Source organism: Microbacterium marinilacus (assembly GCF_019753765.1).
Lineage (GTDB): Bacteria > Actinomycetota > Actinomycetes > Actinomycetales > Microbacteriaceae > Microbacterium > Microbacterium marinilacus.
Genome location: NZ_JAIJZW010000001.1, coordinates 186465 through 208604, shown reverse-complemented (window position 1 = coordinate 208604; position 22140 = coordinate 186465). Strand labels below are relative to the sequence as shown.

Genomic DNA, 22140 nt, shown 5'->3' with positions numbered 1-22140 from the left:
TGCGAGAGTCGACGACGACGTCCGCGTGTGATGCGTCTGTCGGCTTCGGCGAGGAGGAGACAAGACATGACTCGGGCAGTCCTCGACACCGGCGAGCGGCACTCCGTCGACGAGCTGGAGGATCTGGCATACGAGCTGCGGCGCAAGCTGCTGCTCCTGTGCGGCACCTACGAGGGCGCCGTGCACATCGGCGGCGACCTGTCGGTCGCCGACATCCTCACGGCGCTGTTCCACCACGGGCTGCGCGTCGACCCCGGAGACCTCGCGAACCCCGCACGCGACCGCTTCGTGCTGAGCAAGGGGCACGCGGCCGTGTGCATGTACATCGCCATGGCGATGCGCGGGTTCTTCTCCTACGACGACATCGTCGCCACGTACGGCCAGCTCGACAGCGCGTACGGCATGCACCCCTGCAAGGTGCAGCTGCCGGGCGTGGAGGCGTCGACCGGATCGCTCGGCCACGGCCTGCCGCTCGCGGTGGGCATGGCCCTCAGCGCACGCCACCGCGGCGAGGACCACCGCGTCGTCACCCTGCTGGGCGACGGCGAGACCGGCGAGGGCTCGGTGTGGGAGGCCGCGATGGCCGGCCGCAGTCAGCGGCTCGGCAACCTCGTCGCGTTCGTCGACCGCAACCGCCAGCTCATGACGAGCTTCGCCGAGGAGCGCGTGATGTTCGAGCCGTACCCCGACAAGTGGCGCGCGTTCGGCTGGAACGTGATCGAGGTGGACGGACACGACATGAGCCAGCTGGTGGCCGCGATCGACGCGCTGCCCGCCCCCGACAGCGACGTCCCCACCGTCGTCGTCTGCGAGACCGTCAAGGGCAAGGGCGTCGACTTCATGGAGCGCAACCTCGCCTGGCACGCCGGCTCGCTCGGCGCCGACGACCTGAAGCGCGCGCTGGCCGCGCTCGACCGCTCCCGCGCCGACGCACCCGACACCATCGAGCAGGAGGCCCGCTGATGCCCGTCACCTTCACCTTCGGAGAGATGCTCTCCGCCCGCTCAGTCATCGGCTCGACGCTCGCCGAGCTCGGCGAGACGCACGAGAACCTCTGGGTGCTGACGCCCGACATCGGGGCGACGCTGGTCGAGTTCCGCGACCGCTACCCCGACCGCTTCGTCGACGTGGGCCTCGCCGAGCAGGTGTGCGTCGGGATCGCCGCCGGGCTCGCGTACGACGGCAACATCCCCGTCGTGTCGGGCATGCTGCCGTTCCTCTCGATGCGCGCGCTCGAGCAGGTGCGCTCCGACGTCTGCTACCCGAACCTGCCCGTGAAGATCATCGGCACGCACGGCGGCCTCGTCGGCAACGGCGGCTCCACGCACTACGCCGTCGAGGACCTCAGCCTGATGTGCTCGCTGACGAACATGACGGTGACGTCCATCGGCGACCCCGTGATGGTCGGCGAGGTCATCCGGCAGTCGATGGACATGACCGGCCCCATCTACATCCGCCTCGCCGTCGGCAAGAAGGACAAGGTGCTCTACGAGCAGGGCGAGCACGAGATCCGGATCGGCAAGGGCATCGTCGCGCGGGACGGCTCGGACGTCACGCTGTTCACGCACGGCACGACCGTCGCGCAGTCGCTGGACGCCGCCGAACAGCTCGCCGAGGACGGCGTCTCGGTGCGCGTGGTCGACATGTTCACGCTGAAGCCGATCGACGCCGACCTGATCGAGCGCAGCGCGGCGGAGACCGGCGGCCGCTTCGTGGTCGTCGAGGACCACCTCGCCTACGGCGGCCTCGCCACGCGCATCGCCGACGTCGTCGCCGACCGCGGCATCCGCCTGACGTCGTTCGAACGGCTCGGCATCCCGCAGGTCTACGCGGGCTTCGGCGAGGACGAGCAGCTGCGCGACAAGCACGGCTACGGCCTCTCGGCGACGGTCGCGGCGCTGCGCCGCGCCGTCGGCCCCGAGACCCGCTCCGCCGCCGACGAGCCCGCCGCCGTCTGAACCCCACAGCTGACGAGGAGACACAGGATGAGGACCGTCGCCGTCACCAAGATCGGCAGCCTGCGCGATCCGGACGAGACCACCCGCGGACGCATCGGGGTCGTCGACCTCCCCGAGCAGGAGCTCGGACCGGAGGACGTGCGGATCCGCGTCGCGTACTCCGCCATCTGCGGCTCGGACCCGCATCTCGCGGAGGGCTTCTTCGGCACGGACGTGCCGATCGGCCTCGGGCACGAGCTGTCCGGTGTCGTCGAGGCCCTCGGCGAGCGCGCCACGCGGGGCGGGCTGCGGGTCGGAGACCGCGTCGCCGGCAACTTCCTGAAGTTCTGCGGCACGTGCCGCGCCTGCAACGACGGCCGGCAGCAGTTCTGCGAGAACTCCAAGGAGTACAACCGCCCCGGCATGGCGGAGACCATCACGTGGCACGAGTCGCAGGTCTACCGCCTGCCCGACGACGTGTCGCTGCTGCAGGGCTGCCTGCTGGAGCCCACCAGCGTCGCCGTCCGGATCGCCGACAAGACGCGCGTGCGCGTCGGGGACCGCGTCGCGATCTGCGGCGGCGGCCCCATCGGCCAGCTCGCGCTGCAGGTGATGCGGCGCCACGGCGCGACCTCCCTCACGCTGATCGAGCCCATCGCCGAGCGTCGCGAGATGGCTCTGCGCCACGGCGCCGACTTCGCGGTCGACCCGGTCGGCGAGGACCAGACGGCCCGTGCGGCCGAGATCACGGGTGGACGCGGCTACGACGTCGTGATCGACGCCTCGGGCTCGACCCGGGCCGTGCGGGGCCTGCTCGACATCGCGACCCTCGGCGGCACCGTCGTCTACGGCGCGATGTACCCGGACGACTTCGAGATGCCGCTGCACCTGTCCGACTACCTGTATCTGAAGGAGCTCACGCTCACGGGCGTCTTCGTCTCGCCCTACGCCTTCCCCCGCGCCCTGCAGCTGCTGCCCCACCTCGAGCTCGACGAGCTGACCGCCGCGGTCTTCGACCTCGACGACGCCGTCGCGGCGTTCGAGGCGCACGTCAGCGGCCGGCACCCCAAGGTGGTCATCCGCTGCAACTCGTTCGAGGACGACGCATGAGGCGGCTCGGAGCGGGCGGAGCGACGACGTGAGCGACCGGACGTCCGTCGCCGACGTCACGGCGGACATCGCGGGCGGCGTGCAGCCCCCGGCCCTCGAGGTGCGCGACATCGTCAAGCGGTTCGACGGCGTGCAGGCGCTGCGCGGGGTCGAGCTCGAGGTGCGCCCGGGAGAGATCCACGCGCTCCTCGGCGAGAACGGCGCCGGCAAGTCGACGCTGATCAAGATCATCACCGGTCTCTACCAGCAGGACGAGGGCGAAGTCCTGATCGCCGGCGAGCCCGTCGACTTCGCGAACGTCCGCGCCGCGCACAAGGCGGGCGTGGTCGCGCTCTACCAGGAGCTGTCGATCGTGCCGACGATCTCGGTCGCCGAGAACATCGTGCTGGGCGACGGCGCGCCCTCGACGCTCGGCGTCGTGCGCTGGGACGAGCTGCACCGCCGAGCCCGCGCACAGCTGACACGGCTGAACCAGCGCATCCCCCTCCGGCGACTCGCCGGCGCCCTCTCCCCCGTGCAGCAGACGATGGTGGCCGTCGCCCGCGCGCTGATGATCGACGCCAAGGTGCTGATCCTCGACGAGCCCACGGCGGCTCTCACCGACACGGAGATCGGCGACCTGTTCGAGGTGCTGCGCGGCCTGCGCGACGACGGGGTGGCGATCGTGTACGTCTCGCACCGGCTCGAGGAGGTGTTCGAGCTGTGCGACCGGCTCACCGTCATGCGCAACGGCCGCACGATCGTCACGAAGCCCGTCGCCGAGTCGTCGATCGACGACGTGATCTCGACCATGGTCGGCCGCGAGCAGAGCGAGCTCTATCCCGATCGCGGCACCGCCGGAGACGAGGTCGTGCTGCGCGTCGACGGGCTCTCGGGGCGCCGCGTGCGGGACGTCTCGTTCGAGGCGCGGGCCGGCGAGGTCATCGGCATCGGCGGCCTCGCGGGCTCGGGTCGCAGCGAGCTGCTGCGGCTGCTCGCCGGCGCGCAGCGGCGCAGCGACGGTCACGTCGAGGTCGCGGGCGTGTCGCTCCGCCGCCGCGGCGTGGGGCGCGCCCTCGAGGCGGGCATCGCGCTCGTGCCGGAGGAGCGGCGCAGTCAGGGCGTGATCCTGTCGGCGCCGATCTCGGAGAACGTCGCGATCGCCAACCTTCGGACGGTCGGCCCCGGCGGCATCGTGTCGGGCCGTCGTGTCCAGCAGCTCGCCCGGCGCGCGCTCGACGAGCTGCAGATCAAGGCGAGCGGCGTGCGCCAGCCCGTCGGCCAGCTCTCGGGCGGGAACCAGCAGAAGGTCGTGCTGGCGAAGATGCTCGCCCGCAGCCCGCGCGTGCTGCTCATGGACGAGCCGACGCGCGGCATCGACGTCGGCACCAAGGCCGAGATCTACCGACTCATCCGCCGGCTCGCGGCCACCGGCACCACGGTCGTCGCCGTCAGCAGCGAGCTGCCCGAGCTGATCGGGCTGTCGGACCGCATCCTCGTGATGCACGAGGGGCGCGTCGCCGGCGTGGTCGACGCGGCGGAGGCCGACGACGAGCTCCTGCTCGGATACGCATACGGAAGGGACGCCTGAGATGGCGCAGACAGACACTCTCACGATCCCCGCGGTGGGACGCGATCGCTCGGCCTGGACCCAGTGGGTGTGGCAGGGCAGCACGATCGTCGCGCTCATCCTGCTCGTCATCGTGTTCACCGCCGCCGGACGCGGGGTGTTCCTCACCCCCGGCAACATGACGAACATCCTCAACCAGGTGGCGATCCTGACGATCATCGCGGTCGCGCAGACCGTCGTGATGGTCGTGGGCGACTTCGACCTCTCGGTCGGCACGACCGCGACGCTCTCCGGGGCCTCGACCGGCGCGCTGCTGGTCGGCGGCACCCCGATCCCGCTCGCGGTGGTCGCGGGGCTCGGGGTGGGGCTCCTCGTCGGCGCCGTCAACGGCGTGCTGGTGGCCTACCTGAACCTGTCGGCGTTCGTCGCGACGCTCGCGACCATGACGACCGTCGGCGGTCTCGCCCTCATCGTCACGACCGGCACGAACATCTACGGCTGGCCCGAGGAGTTCAACATCCTCGGCCAGATGCGGGTGAACTCGATCCCCGCACCGGTGATCTACGCCGCCGTGCTGTCCGTGGTCGTGTGGCTCGTGCTGCGCTTCACCACGATCGGCCGCCGCTGGTACGCGATCGGCGGCAACGCGGAGGTCGCGCGGCTGTCGGGCGTGAGCGTGCGCTCCACGCGCTTCCTCGCCTTCGCGGTGGCGGGCGTGCTCTCGGGCCTCGGCGGCATCGTGCTGGTCAGCCGCCTCGGCAGCGCCGGGCCGAGCTCGGCGAACGACCTGATGATGTACGCCGTCGCCGCCGTCTTCCTCGGCATGACCCTGCTGCGCAGCGGCCAGGCGAACGTCGGCGGCACGCTCGTCGGCGTCGCGATCATCGGCGTCGTCCAGAACGGCCTGAACATCGTCGGCGTCAACACGTACTTCCAGCAGGTGCTCATCGGCGTGATCATCGTCGGCGCCGTCCTGCTGTCAGGGCTCAAGAAGAAGACCGTCTGACCCGGGGCGCCCGCCCCGCAACCGCAACACCCACGCATCACGCATCACGCATCACGCATCACGACAAAGGAGTTCACGATGCACGCACGAACCATGCGCAAGCCCCTGGCCGCCGCCGGCGTCTCGCTCTTCGCCCTCGCCGCCCTCGTCGGCTGCTCGGTCGACACCGGCGGAGGCACCGCCGGCGAGAGCGCCGAGAAGACCGACGGGATGGGGGACGACGGCGTCTTCAAGGTCGCCGCCTTCACCGCCGGCTACGGCACCCCCGGCGGCAAGCTCACGCTCGACGACTTCGTCGCGAAGGGCAACGAGCAGGAGAACTGGGAGGTCACGCTCTACACCAGCTCGTTCGACTACGACAAGATCAACAGCGACATCCAGACCGCCATCACGCAGGGCGCGGACGCCATCCTCGCCGGCTTCCCGGACCCGCGTCAGACAGCGCCGCTCGAGCAGGCGGCCGCCGCCGCGGGCATCCCGATCTTCTCGATCGACGGCGGCGTCGAGCCGAACGACGCGTTCGCCGTCGACATCACCTTCAGCCAGCAGCAGATGGCGGAGGCGACGGTCGGCGCGCTCGAGGAGGCCATGGGCGGCCTCGAGGGCAAGAACGTGATGGTGATCGGCCACGACCCGCACATCGGCATCACGACCCGCAGCAACCTCGCGCTCGACCTGCTCGAGGAGTCCGGCTCGAACATCGCCGGCGGCGAGATGAAGCAGGCGCTCGATCCCGGCACGGGACGCACCGAGGCCCTCAACTTCGTCACCGACTACCTCCAGGCGAACCCCGACGGGCTCGACGGGGTCTGGGTCGGCTGGGACGACGCCGCGCTCGGTGCGGTGAAGGCCATCAACGAGGCGGGCCGGGACGACATCTTCGTCACCGGCGTGGACGCGCTCGAGGAGACGACGGTCGAGATCAAGAAGGACGGCCCGATGTACGCCTCGATGGCGCAGGACTGGATCGGGGTGGTCGACCAGATGATCGACATCATGAACGACTACCGCGACTCCGCGACGCTGCCGGAGGACAACTTCATCGACCTCGACGGCGAGCTCATCGACCGCAGCAACGTCGACTCGTTCGAGCCGACCCTCTGATCCGGTGGCCGACATGGGAATCGTCACCGCCGCCGGGCTCCCGGCGCTGACCGACCTCAGCGGCGACGTCGTCGTCGTGACCGGGGCGTCGAGCGGCATCGGCCAGGCCGCCGCCGAGGTCTACGCCGCAGCCGGCGCCGTGGTGGTCGTCCTCGGGCGCAGCGCGTCGCGCGTGGCAGACGTCGCCGCCGGCATCGTCGCGGCCGGCGGGAGCGCGCACGGCTATGCGGTCGACGTCTCGGAGCGCGGCGCCATGGACGCGGTGCTGACGCGCATCGTGGACGAGGTCGGCCGCCCCACCGTGGTCGTCGCGAACGCCGGCATCGCCGGCGGCGCGAGCTACCGCGCCGACGGCAGGATCGCCGACTACACCGACGCCGAGTGGGACGAGGTGCTCGCGACCAACCTCACGGGCACGTTCGAGACCGTGCGCGCCGCGGCGCGGGTGCTCGAGCCCGGCGGGCGCATCCTGGTGACGGCATCCACCGCCGGACTGCGCACGGACCCCATGGTGTCGTACGCGTACGTGACGACGAAGGCGGGGATCCTCAACCTCGTGCGTCAGCTGGCGCTCGAGCTGGCGCCGCGCGGCATCCGCGTCAACGCCATCGCCCCGGGGCCGTTCAAGGGCACCCGGATCGGCGACGGCAAGACCGAGATCACCCCCGAGCAGGAGGCGGGCTGGGCCGAGACCATCCCCCTCGGACGGATGGGCACGATGGCCGACGTGCAGGGGCCGATGCTGTTCCTGGTCTCGCCCGCGGCGTCCTTCGTCACGGGCGCGATCCTGGCGGTCGACGGCGGCGCGCTCGCGCTGTCCCACATCGGCTTCTGAGACCGCCGCGCGCACGTGGGCGCACCGGCAGGCACGACGAACACACATCCGACACGACACATCCGACAAGACACATCCGACGAGAGGGAGATCGACACATGAGACTGGACGGCAAGGTCGCCATCATCACGGGCGGGGCGAGCGGGATCGGGCGCGCCACCGTGCACAAGTTCGTGCGGGAGGGCGCGAAGGTGCTCGTCGCGGACATCGATCGGGCCCGCGCGGAGGAGGTCGTGGCCGAGGTCGAGGAGGCCGGCTTCCCCGGCTCCGCCGCGGCGACCGCGGTCGACGTGTCCGTGTTCGCGCAGGTCGAGCAGATGGTGGCGGAAGCCGTCCGGGTCTTCGGCGCGGTCCACGTCATCTTCAACAACGCGGGCATCGCCGGCGGCGTCCCGCTGTTGGAGCACGACCCGGAGGCCGACTACGAGCGCATCGTGCGCGTCGACCAGAACGGCGTCTACTACGGCATCGTCGCGGCCGGCCGGCAGATGGCGAAGCAGGGCTCGGGCGGCGTCATCATCAGCACGTCGTCCGTGTACGGCGAGCAGGCGGCCGAGCTGTCGTTCACCTACAGCGCCGCGAAGGCGGCCGTGATCTCGTTCACCCGCTCGGCGGCGTACGAGCTGGCGGAGCACGGCATCCGCGCGGTGGCCATCACCCCCGGCCGGGTGGCGACGCCGATCATCAACCAGTTCAGCGACGAGCTGCGCGCGACGTTCGCGGCCGAGCAGCTGCGCGGCCGGCTGACGAACCCGGACGAGATCGCCGACGTCGTGGCGTTCCTCGCCTCGGACGAGTCGCGCGTCATCAACGGCACGGTGGTGAGCGTCGACGACGGCTACTCCGTCTTCAAGCAGCGGCTGCAGCTGCCGGTGTTCTGAGCGGGCCCCGATGAGCGCCGTCGCCGAACGACTGCCCCCGGGGCTCGATGTCGCGTGCCACCTCAACGTGCTGCTCGCCGACCCCGGGTCCGACCTGATCGCCTCCGCCCTCGACGCGATCGCCGCACGCGGCTTCCGTCGCGTCGTGCTGGCGCCCGTCGACGCCGACGCGTTCGACGCCGCGGGCTTCCGCAGGCTCTGCGAGGCGCGCGGGCTCACGGCGATCCCCATCGCGGGCCAGTCGCCGGGCGCCGACGTGTCCTCGTCCGACCCGCAGGTGCGCGCGGCGGGCATCGCCGCGCTGCGGCGCATGGTCGGCCTCGCGGCGGCGCTCGGCTCCGACCAGCTCAACGGCGTGCCGTACGGGCTGTTCGGCCGGGCCCCGAGCGCGGCCCCCGTCGATGCGTGGCGACGGTCCGCCGCGGCCGTCGGGGAGGTCGCGGACGAGGCGCACGAGCGGGGCGTCGCCATGGTGTTCGAGGTGCTCAACCGCTACGAGACCGCGCTCGTGAACACCGCCGACCAGGCGATGGCGTATGCCGAGGCGAGCGGGTCGCCGCACCTGCGGATCCACCTCGACACGTTCCACATGGCGGTCGAGGAGGACGACCTGGCGGGCGCGATCCGCACCGCCCTGCCGCGGCTGGCGTTCCTCGAGCTCGGCCAGTCGGGTCGCGGCGCGCTCTCCCGAGGGGCGGTGGACGTGGCGGACGTCGTGCGCGGCGCCCTCGACGCCGGCTACGAAGGGCGCTGGGGCGTCGAGGCGTTCACCGCGGCGATCCTGCCGGAGCCTGCCCGCGACGCGCTCGCGATCTGGCGCGAGCCCTATCGCGACGGCGTCCACCTGACCGACGACGCCGTGCGCGTGATCCGGGCGGGCTGGGCGTCGAGCACCGTCGGACGCCGCGCCGCGCGGCTCTCCCGCGCGCAGGTCCCGACCGTCGGGACGGCGCCGTGAGATCCATTCACGCGAATCCTGTCACCCGTGTTGTATCCGCCTCCGGCGTGGACGACACTGATCCCGAGACTTCCCCCCGGAACCCCGCGGGCGCACCGCCCGCAGCACACACACAGAGAGGTGAGTGATCCCATGACGGACACGGAGAACGCCGTGGTGAGCACGGACGCGGCATCCGCCCCGGACGTGACCACGGCAGGCGCGGAGGCCACGGCCGCCGCCGTGCGCACGGGCCTGTACATCGGAGGCGAGGAGCGCTTCACCGACGAGGTGCTGAAGGTCGCCGACCCCGCCAAGCCCGGCGTCGTCGTCGGCGAGGCGGCATCCGCCTCGAAGCAGGACGTCGCCGACGCGGTCGAGGCCGCCAAGGCCGCCTTCCCCGCGTGGTCGGCGCTGAGCGCCCAGGAACGCGCGAAGGCCATGGCCGACGCGATCGCCGGCATCGCCGACGAGCGCGACGACGACGCGGCGATCCTGTCGCAGGAGAACGGCAAGGTCCGGATGGAGGGATGGGTCGACGCGCTCGTCTTCGAGATCCGCTGGAACCTCGCCCTCGCACTGGCCGAGGAGGTCGACAAGGGCAAGGTGCTCGAGCCCGCGCCCGGCATCCCGGTCACGACGCAGGTCGGCTACCAGCCGCTGGGCGTCGTCTCGGTGATCGTGCCGTTCAACTGGCCCATCGCGATCCTCGGCGCATCGCTGCCGCACGCGCTGCTCGCCGGCAACACCGCGATCGTCAAGCCGCCGCCCTCCGCGCCGCTGGCCACGACCCGGGTCGTGCAGCGGGTGGCCGAGAAGCTGCCCGCGGGCGTGCTCAACGTGGTGACGGGCACGGACGAGAACATGTCCGCCCTCATCCAGAACACCGACGTCGCCAAGCTCTGCTTCACCGGCAGCGTCAACGGCGGCAAGCGGATGATGGAGATGGCGTCCAAGTCGCTGACGCGCGTCACGCTCGAGCTGGGCGGCAACGACGCGGCCGTGATCGCGGAGGACGCGATCCTCGATGACACGCACCTCGACCGCCTGTACGCGGCGATCTACGACACGACCGGCCAGATCTGCATGAACGCCAAGCGCCTCTACGTGCACCGCTCCCGCAAGGACGAGCTCGTCGCCGGGCTCGAGGCGCGGCTGCAGAAGGTCGTGCTCGGATACGGGCTCGACGAGGGCACCACGATGGGACCGCTGCACCAGCCGGCGCAGAAGGCCTTCGTCGAGGAGCTCATCCAGGAGGCCAAGGACGCGGGCGCCGAGGTGCGCGAGTACGGGGAGCTGCCCGGCGGCGAGCTGGAGGGCGGCAACTTCCTGCGCCCGGCGCTCGTGATCGACCCGGACCCGTCGCTGCGGGTGGTCACGATGGAGCAGTTCGGTCCCGTCATCCCCGTGATCGCCTTCGACAGCGAGGACGAGGCGATCGCGGCGGCGAACGACACGTGGGGCGGCCTGTGCGGCTCGGTGTGGACCGCCAGCCCGGACACCGCGCAGCGGATCGGCTCGCAGCTGGAGTGCGGCTACGTCTGGGTCAACGACCACGGCGCCACCCGCCTCGACCTGCGCGCGCCGTTCGGCGGCGTGAAGCAGTCGGGCTTCGGCCGCGAGCAGGGCATCGAGGGCGTGCGCGCCTTCCAGGACACCCGCTCGATCGCCACGCTCGACGAGGAGGCCCTCGCGGCCATGGCGCACTGATACGCGACAATCCCTCTCTGCGCCGAGAATGCGTGCGACACGCGCATTCTCGGCGCAGAGTCGTATTCTCGGTGGATCCTCGCGGTGTCAGCGCAGCAGCGCGCGGCACGCCAGGTGCAACGCCAGCCGGGAGCCGGGATCGCCCATGTCGACCCCGAGCAGCTCCTGGATGCGCTGCATGCGGGTGCTGACCGTGTTGCGGTGCACCTCCAGCGCGTCGGCCGTCGCGGCGATCCCCGACTCGTTGTCGAGATAGGCCGCGAGGGTGCGCAGCAGCACGTCGTCCTCGCCGCGCAGGGGCGCCAGCAGCGACTCGGCCGCGGGCAGGAACGTGTCGTTCTCGGTGCGCGCGAGCAGCAGCTGCTCGAGGCCGAAGGTGTCGACCCGCACGAACCACCCGGTGGAGGAGCGATCGCTGGCGATGCGCGCGGCGTCGGCCGCCTCGCCGAGCGTCGCCGCGAGCCCGGGCGCGTCGCGCTGCAGCGAGCCGACGCCGGTGGCCACGTTGAACGCGCGCCTCGTCGACTCGTGCAGCGACCGCAGCGCCCCGACCGCGGCCTCCAGCTCGCCGGGGGCGGGGGCCTCGACGACGCGCAGCCAGCCCGTCACGCCCCGTCCCATCACGGTCGCGTGATGCTCGAGCCCCAGGGTGCTGAGGCCCGCCGTGACCGACCGCAGCAGGCCGTGCGGGTCCACGCGCCCGCGGGAGACGATCCGGAACCCCAGGTGATGCCCGTTCTGGCGCCAGCCGCGCTCGAGCATGCGCCTCTCCACGTCCGCGTCGTGAGCGCCGCGCAGCTCGAGGAACTCGCGCAGGAGGTCGGCGGACACCGAGGCGTCGCTCACCGCCGCCACCTCGTCGATCAGGATGCGGGCGGCCACCGCGGGCATCGCGACGTCCGCGGCCACGGCGAGCGCCCGCAGCTGCGAGGGACGGATGCCCGTCGCGAAGAACGCCAGCCGCAGCCCAGGCCGAGACGGGCTGTCCACGCGCACGCTCGCCACCGACACGTCGTCGGCCTCCGCCAGGTCGGTCCATCGCTCCCAGTCGATCGCGGCGGCGGCCGGCCCCAGCTCGCCGCCCGCCTCCTCCAAGACGCCCGACGCGTCCAGCAGCGCGACGCCCCGACCGGTCGCGGCCGCGAGATGTGCCAGCAGATCGCGCAGATCCCGTGCGGGGTAACGGAAAACCGTGACGAGGCGGCGCACGATCTCGAGCGCCACCGCGTCGCGCGCCAGCGCGAGCCGCCAGCAGGTCTCGGCGAGCTCGAAGGGCCGCTCGGCCTCCAGCACCAGCAGTCCGATCCGATCGGCGAGGCGACGCGCCCCCTGTCCCAGGGCCTCCGCCCCCGGCACCGCGAGGGCGGCGTAGCTGCGGTCCCGCACGCGGCGCAGCAGCGCGTCCGTGCGCCACGGCTCGGCCGGGAGCGGCGTCGCGAGGATCGCCAGGCGTCCGCCCCCGTCGTCGGCCAGGTGCTCGTCGGTGAGCGCCAGGGCGGCCGCCGGCCACTCGCCGTCCGCCGGCCCCGCGACGTGCCGCACGCCGCCGTGCGCCGACTCCGCGCGCAGGGCCGCCAGATCGAGGACGCTCACCATGCGGGGTCCAGTGCCTCGATGCCGTAGAACGAGGGGACCACGCGCCGCATCCGCTCGCGCGACGCGCGCCACCACCCCGACACGGGCAGCTCGACGACGGCGACGTGCTGACCGAGCTTGAGCTGCGGCACCTCGAGGATGGCGCGCGTGCGTGCATCTACCACCGCCAGCACGTCGGGAGAGGAGCTCACCAGGGCGCCGTCGGTGACGAGGGCGAGCGTCTCCGTCCTCGTCACGAGACGATGCACCGCGCCGTCCGCCCCGGAGATCTCGAACGACTGCACCTGCGGGTCGACAGGGCCGGTCAGGGCGTCACGGATGCGCCCGACCGCCAGCAGCCGACCGCCGAGCGCCTCGGCGAACTCCGGCACGGGCAGCTCGCGGGCGCCGAGGAACGCGCGACCCAGGTCGAGCGCGCGGGAGAGCATGCCGGGCATCGCGTGCTGCCGCAGGTCTCCCACGGTGAAGCCGCCGACGACGACGGCGCCCGTGCCGCCCGCCTGCTGCAGCGCGGCGCGCACCAGCGACTCGACGTCGGTCGGCCGCGCGCTCTCGATCAGCGTGACGCCCGCGCCGGTGGTGACGGCGAACACGAGACCGGGCACGCCGTCGACGACGAGCGAGACCTGGTCGATGCGCGGCAGAGCCCTCCCCATGCAGTCGGCGTCGACGAGCACGCGCCCGCCTGCCGCCACCGGGCCGGTGAGACCGTTCAGGCCCCCGATCTCGAACGAGCACAGGGCGGGCACCTCGCGCCCCAGCCACCGCTCGACGGCCGCCACGAGCGGCGCGAACGGCTCGATTCCCGGCAGCCGCTCGGTGAGCACCATCGTCGAGCCCGCGAACGCCGCCGCGATGCAGGGCGTCGCGGGGTCCAGGTCGTCGACGCAGACGAGGTCGACCGGCCAGCTCGCCGAGCGCGCGATCAGCTCCAGGTGGGTGGTCACTCCCCCGCCTCCGGACCCCAGCAGCGCGCAGCCGCGGGCCAGGGCCGCGACATCGGCTCGCTCGACCCGTCGCGCCACGTCCGTCAGCCTAGGCCTCGTCGGGGAGACCGCGTGAGCCCTGAGCGACAGCCCGTCCTCGGGCGATCCCGGACGCGCACGATCCCGGACCCCGCGATCAGCGCGACTCGACGGGGCGGAACGTCTCGTCGAGCCCGAAGGCGGCGGGGCCGAACGCGGCGAGCGCCTCCGGCGTGCGCATGAGGTCGGGCGTCGAGATGCCGAGCACCCGCACTCGTTGCCCGTAGCGCAGCCCCTCGGTCGTGATCGGCTCGGCGGTCTCGTGGTCGACGACGCAGATGAGGTCGGGCACGATCGCCAGCAGCTCGCCGCCCCGCCGTGCCGTCAGGTTCTCGTTCTGGAACGCGATCTCGAGCTCGTCGCCGCCGTCGAGCGGCGCGATCCGCGCGAGGCCGCGCGCGAAGCCCTCCGTGGTGCGGCGGTCGACGTCGACGACTTTGCCCACGAACAGCTCGCGCACGTGCGAGTAGAGCGTCGGGGCCAGGGTGTCGGCGATCGCCTCGAACGGCGAGCGCTTCTGCTCGCGCGCGACCCGGATCGCCCGGCCGAGGGCGAGCGCCATGGAGATGGTCCGCGGCACCGCCGTGCGCTTCACGTCGGCACCGGACATGGCGTACTCGGCGATGTGGCCGACCCCGCCGAGGCGGATCGTCACGGCGCGCGCCAGCCGCTCCATCTGCCGGTCGTCGTCGCCGGTGTCGATGATCACGCGCTCGCCGCGCTCGCCCGCGAGGGCGAGCGGCGAGCCGTGCACGCCGTACACGGCGAAGGTCTCCATCGACAGCTCGGGGAAGGCGCGGCCCATGCCGTCGGCGTCCACCACCGGCAGGCCCGTCTCGGCGGCCACGACGAACGGGATCATCGAGTTGATGCCGCCGCACTCGATCGGCATGGTGGCGTCGGCCGTCCGTCCGAGGTGCTCCTCGAGCGTGCGCAGCGCGAGCACGGGCTCGGTGCCGGCCGGGATCTTCTCGATCATGACGGTGGGCGCGCCCATCTGGGCGGTCGGGATGACGAAGGCGTCATCCGGCAGCTCGTCGGGGTCCAGCACCGTGATCGCCCCGTCGCCCAGCACGCGCTCGACGAGCTTCGACCCGATGTAGGGGTCGCCGCCGCCTCCCGTGCCGAGCAGGGTCGCGCCGCGGGCGAGGTCGGGCAGATCGGCGGCCGTCAGCTCCCAGCTCATGCGTGCACCGCCGAGACCGTGCCGTCGAAGCGATGGGCGGGGATGTCGTAGCCGAAGTACCGGGGACCGACCATCGCCAGCGCCTCCTCCGAGTGCCAGCGGGGATCGCTCGGCGCCGCGAGCACGCGCACCCTCTGGCCGTAGCGCAGGCCCTCGGTGGTGATCGGCTCGCCCGAGTCGTGCTCGAGCACCATGATGAGGTCGGGCGTCGTCGCGAGGGTGCGCCCGTCGAGCTCCGCGATGAGGTGCTCGTTCTGGAACCGCAGCGTCAGCTCGCCCGCGCCGTCGATCCGCGCGGTGCCGCGGGCGAAGCCGCTGGTGGTGCCGCGCTGGACGTCGACGACCTTGCCGGAGAACAGCTCGCGCCCTCCCAGCAGCCCGGCGACGCGCTCGACGGGGTCGAGCTTGAGCTCGCGGGCCTCCCGGATGCCTGCGCCGAGGTCGATGCACTGCCGCAGCGAGCCGTCCACGAGCGACTCGCGTGCCTGCGCGCCGCTCATCGCGAAGCCCGAGATCATGATGGAGCAGCCCATCTCGACGGCCGCGACGCGCGCGATCCGCTCGGTCCAGAGGTTGTCGACCGTCTGGAGCACGCCGACGTTGCCCTTCTCATCGCTGAAGGCGAGCGGCGAGGCGCTCACGCCGTACAGCGTCGGGAGCACCATCTGCAGCTCGGGGAACGCCCGTCCCATGCCGTCGCCGTCCACCAGCGGCAGGCCGAGCGCCGCCGCGGCCGCGATCGGGATGGTCGAGTTCACGCCGCCCGCCTCGGCGCACGCGACGTGCGTCACGGGCCGGCCGAGGTAGGTGCCGAGGGCGCGCACGGGCCCCATGACCTCGTCGAGCCCGGGCAGCTTCTCGACCATGACGGTCGGCGCGCCCATCATCGCGACGGTCAGCACGAGGGCGTCCTCCGGCAGCTCGTCGAGGCGCACGGCGGTGACGGGCCCGTGCTCGGCGATCGCCCGCTTGGCGAGCAGGGCCCCGATGTACGGGTCGCCGCCTCCGCCGGTGCCGAGGACGGCGGCGCCGCGGGCCAGGTCGTCGATCGACGCGCTGTCGACGCGCCAGCTCATCGCGCGCCCATCTCGAGGTCGCCGACCGCCTTGACCCGCACGCGCGTGGCGTTGCCGGGCAGGTACGGGATCGGCACCTCGTCGAAGTCGACGATCGCGACCGAGTCCGGGCGGGCCCCGGCGGCGACCGCCTTCTCGACGGCCTCCTGCTTCACGGCGGCGATGATCTCGTCGCGCCGCCCGGGCTCGACCACGGTCACCTTGTCGATCTCGCCGCCGACCTGGGCGATCGACGCGCCGATCGCGTTGGCCACGGCGTAGTTCTCCGGCCGGTGGACGACGCCGAACACCGGCAGCTCGTCGGGCAGCAGGATGGATCCTCCGCCGACCGCCACCACGGGGATGGGGTCGGGCGACGTGCGCATCCGGTCGACGGCCTCCGCGACGCGCTCGGCGATCCGCGCGAGCACGCGCTCGACGAGCTCCGGGTCGAGGTGAGCGACCTTCGACGCGTCGCCGATCTGCGCCCGGCCGGCCGCGACCGCGATGTCCGTGGCGGTCAGCGTGGAGCCGCCGAACACGAGCGCCTCGCTCGTCAGCCGGTAGCCGACGGACTCGGGCCCCACCTCGGCCGTGTCGACGTCGACGATGCTGCCGCCGCCGATGCCGATGGACAGCACGTCCGGCATGCGGAAGTTCGTGCGGATGCCCGCGACCTTGACCTCGTTCGCCGTCTCGCGGGGGAAGCCGCCGATCAGCAGCCCGATGTCGGCGGTGGTGCCGCCCACGTCGACGACCGCGCACGTCGACAGCCCGCTCGTGACGGCGGCGCCGCGCATCGAGTTGGTGGGCCCCGACGCGAACGTCGCCACCGGGTAGCGGCGCACGAAGTCCTCGTCCATCAGGGTGCCGTCGTTCTGGCTGAGCAAGATCGGCGCGTCGATGCCGTGCGACCGCACGGCCGCCGTCAGCCCGTCGACGATCTCGCCCGCGAGCTCGCGCAGCGCGGCGTTGATGATCGTGGCGTTCTCGCGCTCGAGCAGGCCGATCCGCCCGATCTCGTGACTGAGCGACACCGCGACGTCGTCGCCGAGCACCTCGCCGACGATCCGCGCGGCCTCGAGCTCGAGGTCGTGGTTGACGGGGCTGAACACGCTGGAGATCGCCAGCGATCGCACGCCGGCCGCCTTCATGTCCCGCGCGTGCTCCCGCAGCTCCTCGGGGTCGAGCGGCGAGATCGGCCTGCCGTCGAACTCGTAGCCGCCGTGTGCGAGGTACGTACGAGCCTGCAGCGCCTCGACGAGCGGCTGCGGCCAGTCGACGAGCGGCGGCAGGGCGCGCGTCGCGGGCAGGCCGAGCCGCAGCGCGGCGGTCGGCGCGAGACGCTTGGCCTGCACGAGGGCGTTGATGAAGTGCGTCGTGCCGATCATCACCGCCTCGACGTCGCCGCCCCCGAACGCGTGCTGATCGCGCAGCGCCTCCACCGCCTGCACGATGCCGCTCGTGACGTCCGGGGTGGTCGAGTGCTTGACCGCCGCCAGGGTCGTGGTGCCGTCCATGAGGACCGCGTCGGTGTTGGTGCCGCCGACGTCGATGCCGATGTGCATGAAGCTCGTCTCTCTCTTCCCGCTCGGGGTGCGTTCGGGTCCGGGTTGCGTTCGATGGTGCGTCGGATTTGCGCGGGGCGCGCCCGCGGCCCGATGGGCCGGATGCGATCAGGCCGTCTGCGCCTGCTGCTCCGCGGCGATCTCGGGGGTCTTCGCGCTGCCGACGCCCCGCACCCAGCCGAGGCGGCCGGCCGCGATGTAGAGCGCCATCGACAGCAGCAGGCTCAGGACGGACGGGATGCCCCAGGTCACGAAGTAGCCGACGACCGCGGACACCGCCCAGATGATGAGCGTGGCGGGCACGAAGCGCGGTGCCGACGACGGCAGCGTGCCGGACGCCTTGCTCACCTCGAGGTCGCTGCGCCACCGCTTCACGACGAAGTACTCGGCCACCATGATCCCCGCGATGGGCGGGAAGACGACGGAGAGCACCGTGAGGAAGGCGGTGAACTGGCCCAGGATGCCGACCGCTGCGAGGACCGTGCCGACCACGCCCAGCACGATGGTCGTCGTGACGCGGTGCAGCTGCCGGCGGAAGGTCGTGGAGACGAAGTTCACCAGTCCGAGCGACGACGAGTACAGGTTCCAGTCGTTGATCTTGAGCGTGCCGCTGATCACGATCAGCAGTCCCACGAAGCCGACGGACGAGGTGACGATCGCGACGATGTCGCCGCTGCGGGCGGCGTGCGCGAGCAGCACTCCCGCCAGGCCGATGACGAACTCGCCCAGGCTGACGCCCACGACGGTCTGCTTGACCACGTCCCGGCCGGAGCGGTTGAAGCGCGTCATGTCGCCGGTGATGATCGCGCCGACGATCACTCCGCCCGCGACGATGCCCGAGCCGGCGAGGATCGACATCTCGGGGCCGGCCGGGGCGCTCGTGAGCAGCGTGCCGAGGTCGTGGCGCGAGAGCTCGGAGATGACCGACCAGCCGACCAGCACGAGGAAGAGCGGGACGGTGACGTTCGCGAGCCACTGCATGCCCTTGAAGCCGAAGGCGACGATCGCCGTGACCGCGAGTCCGCAGATCAGGCTCCATCCCCAGGCGGGCAGCACGCCGGGCATCAGGGCGTCGAGCGAGTCGGCGGCGATCGCCGAGTGGATGCCGAACCAGCCGATGAGGCTGATGCCGACCGCCAGGCCGACGAGCGAGGCGCCGACCTCGCCGAAACCGGTCCACCGTGCGAGCAGGGCGGTGTTCAGGCCCTCGCGCTGGCCGATGATGCCGACCAGGCACATGATCACCTCGACGATGATCGAGCCGAGCAGGATGGCCCAGAACGCGTTCGCGAACGACATGCTGAAGCCGAGGGTGGCGCCGAGCAGGAACTGCGAGAGCGCGGAGACCTGGCCGAAGCGCTGGACGGCGATGCCGAACCAGTGCTTGCGATCGGAGAGGGGCACGCGGGAGAGGGCGTAGTCGTCGACGTGGGCGGAGCTTGCCATGACGGCTCCTTCGGGGAGAGGAGGCACTGGAAGGGTGGGGTTCCGCAAGCGTAGGAGCCGCCCCCGCGACGCGCGATGTGCAGTGCGTCGGTTATCGTCGTCGAACTGTGCCGAATGCCCATCCGCCCCGAGATGTGCTCAGTGAGCGCGCGAGCCGGACCGCCACCGCGCACGGAGCTCCCCGGCCCGCACGGCCGCCGCGACCCGGTTCTGGGCAGGAGGGATGGGGCACGAGTAGTAGTCGCTGAAGCCGCACGGCGGCACGATCGCGCGGTTGAAGTCCAGCGTGATCGCCGCTCCGGACGCCACGGCGTCCAGGCGCAGGAAGCGACCGGGCGCGTAGCTCTCGGAGCCCGTGGTCGCGTCGGCGAACACCAGCACCAGCGCCGGGCCGTCGGCGAAGACCGAGAAGGCGTACGGCACACCGTCGATCTCCGCGCGCACGGTGCCCGGGACGGCCTTGGTGTGCCCCGTGTCCGAGTCGCGCGTGAACCCCCAGGGCACCTGCTGCACCTCGTCGTGCGCCTCGAACACCGCCGGGACGACCCATGCCGGGTCGTGGTCGACGGTCTCGATGCCGTCGAAGTCGTCCAGCGCCGGCGCCTCGGCGTCGTAGATGCGCAGCTCGTAGCCGGTGCCGTCGAGGCTGAAGACGTCCGCCGTGACGCTCCCGGCACGCAGCAGCGGCAGCCCGTCGGGCCCGAGACGCCGCACGAGCGTCTCCTCCCCGATGCTCTCGGCGCCCGAGGCGGTGACCAGCTCGAGCTCGCCGAGCGGGCGCACCCGGACGCCCTCCTCGTCGCCCACCCGATGGACGGTCGCGGGGAGGCCCCGGACCTGCTCCGGCGCACCGCCGACGCGCTGGTAGTCGACGAGGGCGATGTTGCCCGCCGGGCCGGAGACCTGCTGCAGCCGCAGCTGCCGCCAGGCGTCGTACGCGGACCTGTCCGCTTCGCTGCTGCTCATGCCGCCATTCTCACCCCCGTGTCGGCCCCCGCCGCGACAATCCCTCCACGCGCCGAGAATGCGTACGCCGCACGCATTCTCGGCGCGCAGACGTATTCTCGAGATTTGCGCGCGCACAGAACGTCAACTATGGTTGACGCTATGGCCGATTCCGTCACCGCCGTGGGCTCCGACCCGGACGAGCCGATCCCCCACCTCTTCCGCATCGCGGAGCAGCGCCGCGCGCTCAGCCGCGAGGAGGAGACTCAGGTGCGTCGAGCGCGTGTGCAGGGATACTCGTGGGAGGCCATCGCCACCGCCCTCGGCATCACCAAGCAGGCAGCCCACAAGAAGTTCGGCCGGAAGTAGCACCATGCCCGACAGCCCCCGTCGCAATCCGTTCGCCCGCCCCCGTAAGGACGACGGTCCCCGCGCGACCTTCCGCCAGCTGCTGCCCTTCCTGTTCGAGCACAAACGCGTGCTGGTCTGGGTCTCGGTGCTCAGCATGCTCGGCGCTCTCGCGACGCTGGTGCAGCCGCTGCTCATCGGCCAGGTCATCGAGCGGGTACAGACCTCCGAGCCCCTGGGCCTCCTGGTGTGGGCTCTCGTGCTGTTCGTCGTGGTCTCGTCCGCGATCAGCGCGTATCAGCACTTCCTGCTGCAGCGCACGGGCACGGCCGTGGTGCTGTCGAGCCGGCGGAGGCTGATCGCACGCATCCTGCACCTGCCGGTGTCCGAGTTCGACGCCCGCCGCACCGGCGACCTGGTGTCCCGGGTCGGCACGGACACGACCATGCTCTACGCGGTGCTGACGCAGGGCCTCGCCGACAGCGTGGGCAGCGTCCTGCTGTTCATCGGTGCGCTGATCGCGATGCTCGTGATCGACCCCGTCCTGCTGCTCAGCATCGTCGGGGTGATCGGCGCCAGCGTGGTGGCGGTCGTGGCGTTGAGCGGCCGGATGCGCCGCGCCACGGCGCAGCAGCAGCAGCGCGTCGGCGAGCTGACGAGCGGCATCGAGCGCGCGATCGGCGCCGTGCGCACCATCCGCGCCGCCGGTGCGACAGCACGCGAGGAGCAGGCGGTCGCCGCGAAGGCGTCGCAGGCCTACGAGTCCGGTGTCGAGGTCGCGCGCGCCTCCGCGCTCGTCGTGCCGATCGCCGGCGTGGCGCTGCAGGCGTCGATGCTCGTCGTCCTGGGCGTCGGCGGGATGCGCGTGGCGTCGGGCGCCGTGGCCGTGTCGAGCCTGGTGACGTTCGTCATGTTCCTGTTCCTGCTGGTCATGCCGCTCGCCTCCGCCTTCGGCGCGATCGCCAGCGTGGGGCAGGCGCTGGGCGCGCTCGGCCGCATCCAGGAGGTGCTCGACCTGCCCGACGAGACGTCGACGGATGCCGCCCCTCGACCGGCCGCCCCGGTCGCGGACGCCCCCGCCCTGGCGTTCCGCGACATCCGCTTCCGGTACCCGGAGGCGTCGGTGGCCGCTCGCGAGCGCGCGGCGAGGGAGGCGGTCGAGGCGCACGTGCCGCTGTCGGAGGACGACGACGCGACGGTCGCCGTCACGGAGGACGTGCTGCGGGGAGTGACCTTCGAGGTGCCGCGCGGCGCCCGCGTGGCGCTCGTCGGGCCGAGCGGCGCCGGCAAGTCCACCGTGCTCGCGCTGCTCGAGCGGTTCTACGACCCGTCCTCCGGCCGCATCGAGCTCGACGGCCAGGACATCCGCGAGCTGTCGCGGGAGGACGTGCGCGCCCGGTTCGGCTACGTCGAGCAGGACGCTCCCACGCTCGCCGGCACGATCGCCGACAACCTGCGCCTCGCGTCGCCGGACGCCTCCGACGCCGACTGCGAGCGTGTGCTGCGCGCGGTGAACCTCGGCGGCGTGATCGACCGGTCGCCGTTCGGCGTCGACACCCCGGTGGGCGAGGACGGCGTGATGCTCTCCGGCGGCGAGCGCCAGCGGCTCGCGATCGCGCGGGCCCTGCTCGCGGCGCCGCCGATCCTGCTGCTCGACGAGTCGACGTCGTCGCTGGACGGTCTCAACGAGCAGCTCATGCGCGACGCGATCGACGCGGTCGCCGAGGGGCGCACCCTGCTCGTGATCGCGCATCGCCTGTCGACCGTGGTCGACAGCGACCGCATCGTGGTGCTGGATCGCGGCGAGGTCGTCGGGCAGGGCACGCACAGCGAGCTCGTGCGGGACGTCCCCCTCTACCGCGATCTCGCCCGCCACCAGCTGCTGGTGTGAGCGCGGGCCGC

General features: G+C 72.2%; 19 protein-coding genes. 12 read left to right on the top strand and 7 right to left on the bottom strand.

From position 1 onward, the window contains the following. Window positions 1–66: 66 nt before the first annotated feature. The 10 genes from K5S26_RS00985 (at window position 67) to K5S26_RS00940 (ending at window position 11069) form a co-directional block, all read left to right on the top strand. The gene (locus K5S26_RS00985; protein WP_221855151.1) at window positions 67–963 is read left to right on the top strand and encodes a transketolase; all 897 of its coding nucleotides are present in this window, start codon (window positions 67–69) and stop codon (window positions 961–963) included. Continuing rightward, the gene (locus K5S26_RS00980; RefSeq protein ID WP_221855149.1) at window positions 963–1958 is read left to right on the top strand and encodes a transketolase family protein; all 996 of its coding nucleotides are present in this window, start codon (window positions 963–965) and stop codon (window positions 1956–1958) included. Before K5S26_RS00985 ends, K5S26_RS00980 begins: the two co-directional genes overlap by 1 nt. 27 nt (window positions 1959–1985) lie before the next feature. Then, window positions 1986–3047: a zinc-dependent alcohol dehydrogenase gene (locus K5S26_RS00975; protein ID WP_221855147.1), complete on the top strand. Its 1062-nt coding sequence runs from the start codon at window positions 1986–1988 to the stop codon at window positions 3045–3047. Window positions 3048–3075: 28 nt separating this feature from the next. After that, window positions 3076–4617: a sugar ABC transporter ATP-binding protein gene (locus K5S26_RS00970; RefSeq protein ID WP_308122710.1), complete on the top strand. Its 1542-nt coding sequence runs from the start codon at window positions 3076–3078 to the stop codon at window positions 4615–4617. A gap of 1 nt (window position 4618) precedes the next feature. Next, on the top strand, window positions 4619–5602 hold the full coding sequence (locus tag K5S26_RS00965; RefSeq protein WP_221855145.1) for an ABC transporter permease: 984 nt from the start codon (window positions 4619–4621) through the stop codon (window positions 5600–5602). Window positions 5603–5680: 78 nt separating this feature from the next. Then, on the top strand, window positions 5681–6706 hold the full coding sequence (locus K5S26_RS00960; protein WP_221855143.1) for a sugar ABC transporter substrate-binding protein: 1026 nt from the start codon (window positions 5681–5683) through the stop codon (window positions 6704–6706). 13 nt (window positions 6707–6719) lie between these two features. After that, entirely contained in the window at window positions 6720–7541 is an 822-nt protein-coding gene (locus tag K5S26_RS00955) for an SDR family NAD(P)-dependent oxidoreductase (RefSeq protein ID WP_221855141.1), read from the top strand. A gap of 98 nt (window positions 7542–7639) precedes the next feature. Beyond that, complete coding sequence (locus K5S26_RS00950; RefSeq protein ID WP_221855139.1) at window positions 7640–8422, top strand: SDR family NAD(P)-dependent oxidoreductase; 783 nt, start codon at window positions 7640–7642, stop codon at window positions 8420–8422. Between the two features lie 10 nt (window positions 8423–8432). Further along, a complete protein-coding gene (locus K5S26_RS00945; RefSeq protein ID WP_221855137.1) occupies window positions 8433–9380 on the top strand; it encodes a sugar phosphate isomerase/epimerase family protein in 948 nt (315 codons plus the stop codon). Between the two features lie 132 nt (window positions 9381–9512). Beyond that, complete coding sequence (locus tag K5S26_RS00940) at window positions 9513–11069, top strand: aldehyde dehydrogenase family protein (RefSeq protein ID WP_221855135.1); 1557 nt, start codon at window positions 9513–9515, stop codon at window positions 11067–11069. Window positions 11070–11156: 87 nt separating this feature from the next. Here K5S26_RS00940 and K5S26_RS00935 read toward each other — a convergent pair whose 3' ends face one another. The 7 genes from K5S26_RS00935 to K5S26_RS00905 all read right to left on the bottom strand — a co-directional run bounded on the left by K5S26_RS00935 (window position 11157) and on the right by K5S26_RS00905 (window position 19911). Then, window positions 11157–12665, bottom strand: a complete 1509-nt coding sequence (locus K5S26_RS00935; protein WP_221855133.1) for a PucR family transcriptional regulator — start codon at window positions 12663–12665, stop codon at window positions 11157–11159. After that, entirely contained in the window at window positions 12659–13690 is a 1032-nt protein-coding gene (locus K5S26_RS00930) for a DUF917 domain-containing protein (RefSeq protein WP_221855131.1), read from the bottom strand. Before K5S26_RS00930 ends, K5S26_RS00935 begins: the two co-directional genes overlap by 7 nt. A gap of 97 nt (window positions 13691–13787) precedes the next feature. Next, window positions 13788–14876, bottom strand: a complete 1089-nt coding sequence (locus tag K5S26_RS00925) for an S-methyl thiohydantoin desulfurase family protein (protein WP_221855129.1) — start codon at window positions 14874–14876, stop codon at window positions 13788–13790. Beyond that, on the bottom strand, window positions 14873–15952 hold the full coding sequence (locus K5S26_RS00920; protein ID WP_221855127.1) for an S-methyl thiohydantoin desulfurase family protein: 1080 nt from the start codon (window positions 15950–15952) through the stop codon (window positions 14873–14875). Before K5S26_RS00920 ends, K5S26_RS00925 begins: the two co-directional genes overlap by 4 nt. Then, window positions 15949–17499 carry a hydantoinase/oxoprolinase N-terminal domain-containing protein gene (locus K5S26_RS00915; protein WP_221855125.1) on the bottom strand — a complete coding sequence of 517 codons (1551 nt, stop codon included), beginning with the start codon at window positions 17497–17499 and terminating at the stop codon, window positions 15949–15951. Before K5S26_RS00915 ends, K5S26_RS00920 begins: the two co-directional genes overlap by 4 nt. Before the next feature lie 108 nt (window positions 17500–17607). Further along, window positions 17608–18945, bottom strand: coding sequence for a purine-cytosine permease family protein (locus K5S26_RS00910; RefSeq protein WP_221855123.1), 1338 nt, complete (start codon window positions 18943–18945; stop codon window positions 17608–17610). Between the two features lie 138 nt (window positions 18946–19083). Beyond that, on the bottom strand, window positions 19084–19911 hold the full coding sequence (locus K5S26_RS00905) for a DUF1684 domain-containing protein (RefSeq protein ID WP_221855121.1): 828 nt from the start codon (window positions 19909–19911) through the stop codon (window positions 19084–19086). 141 nt (window positions 19912–20052) lie between these two features. Between K5S26_RS00905 and K5S26_RS00900 the strand changes: the two genes are divergently transcribed. Together K5S26_RS00900 and K5S26_RS00895 are read left to right on the top strand one after the other, a co-directional pair. Beyond that, on the top strand, window positions 20053–20259 hold the full coding sequence (locus tag K5S26_RS00900) for an AsnC family protein (protein WP_221855119.1): 207 nt from the start codon (window positions 20053–20055) through the stop codon (window positions 20257–20259). 4 nt (window positions 20260–20263) lie between these two features. Continuing rightward, window positions 20264–22129, top strand: a complete 1866-nt coding sequence (locus K5S26_RS00895; RefSeq protein ID WP_221855118.1) for an ABC transporter ATP-binding protein — start codon at window positions 20264–20266, stop codon at window positions 22127–22129. The last annotated feature ends 11 nt before the right edge of the window (window positions 22130–22140 follow it).

Bases quoted from the DNA above. Each gene is read 5' to 3' on its own strand.
- K5S26_RS00985 (WP_221855151.1), top strand. From the start codon at position 67: ATGACTCGGGCAGTCCTCGACACCGGCGAGCGGCACTCCGTCGACGAG.
- K5S26_RS00980 (WP_221855149.1), top strand. From the start codon at position 963: ATGCCCGTCACCTTCACCTTCGGAGAGATGCTCTCCGCCCGCTCAGTC.
- K5S26_RS00975 (WP_221855147.1), top strand. From the start codon at position 1,986: ATGAGGACCGTCGCCGTCACCAAGATCGGCAGCCTGCGCGATCCGGAC.
- K5S26_RS00965 (WP_221855145.1), top strand. From the start codon at position 4,619: ATGGCGCAGACAGACACTCTCACGATCCCCGCGGTGGGACGCGATCGC.
- K5S26_RS00960 (WP_221855143.1), top strand. From the start codon at position 5,681: ATGCACGCACGAACCATGCGCAAGCCCCTGGCCGCCGCCGGCGTCTCG.
- K5S26_RS00955 (WP_221855141.1), top strand. From the start codon at position 6,720: ATGGGAATCGTCACCGCCGCCGGGCTCCCGGCGCTGACCGACCTCAGC.
- K5S26_RS00950 (WP_221855139.1), top strand. From the start codon at position 7,640: ATGAGACTGGACGGCAAGGTCGCCATCATCACGGGCGGGGCGAGCGGG.
- K5S26_RS00945 (WP_221855137.1), top strand. From the start codon at position 8,433: ATGAGCGCCGTCGCCGAACGACTGCCCCCGGGGCTCGATGTCGCGTGC.
- K5S26_RS00940 (WP_221855135.1), top strand. From the start codon at position 9,513: ATGACGGACACGGAGAACGCCGTGGTGAGCACGGACGCGGCATCCGCC.
- K5S26_RS00935 (WP_221855133.1), bottom strand. From the start codon at position 12,665: ATGGTGAGCGTCCTCGATCTGGCGGCCCTGCGCGCGGAGTCGGCGCAC.
- K5S26_RS00925 (WP_221855129.1), bottom strand. From the start codon at position 14,876: ATGAGCTGGGAGCTGACGGCCGCCGATCTGCCCGACCTCGCCCGCGGC.
- K5S26_RS00920 (WP_221855127.1), bottom strand. From the start codon at position 15,952: ATGAGCTGGCGCGTCGACAGCGCGTCGATCGACGACCTGGCCCGCGGC.
- K5S26_RS00915 (WP_221855125.1), bottom strand. From the start codon at position 17,499: ATGCACATCGGCATCGACGTCGGCGGCACCAACACCGACGCGGTCCTC.
- K5S26_RS00910 (WP_221855123.1), bottom strand. From the start codon at position 18,945: ATGGCAAGCTCCGCCCACGTCGACGACTACGCCCTCTCCCGCGTGCCC.
- K5S26_RS00905 (WP_221855121.1), bottom strand. From the start codon at position 19,911: ATGAGCAGCAGCGAAGCGGACAGGTCCGCGTACGACGCCTGGCGGCAG.
- K5S26_RS00900 (WP_221855119.1), top strand. From the start codon at position 20,053: ATGGCCGATTCCGTCACCGCCGTGGGCTCCGACCCGGACGAGCCGATC.
- K5S26_RS00895 (WP_221855118.1), top strand. From the start codon at position 20,264: ATGCCCGACAGCCCCCGTCGCAATCCGTTCGCCCGCCCCCGTAAGGAC.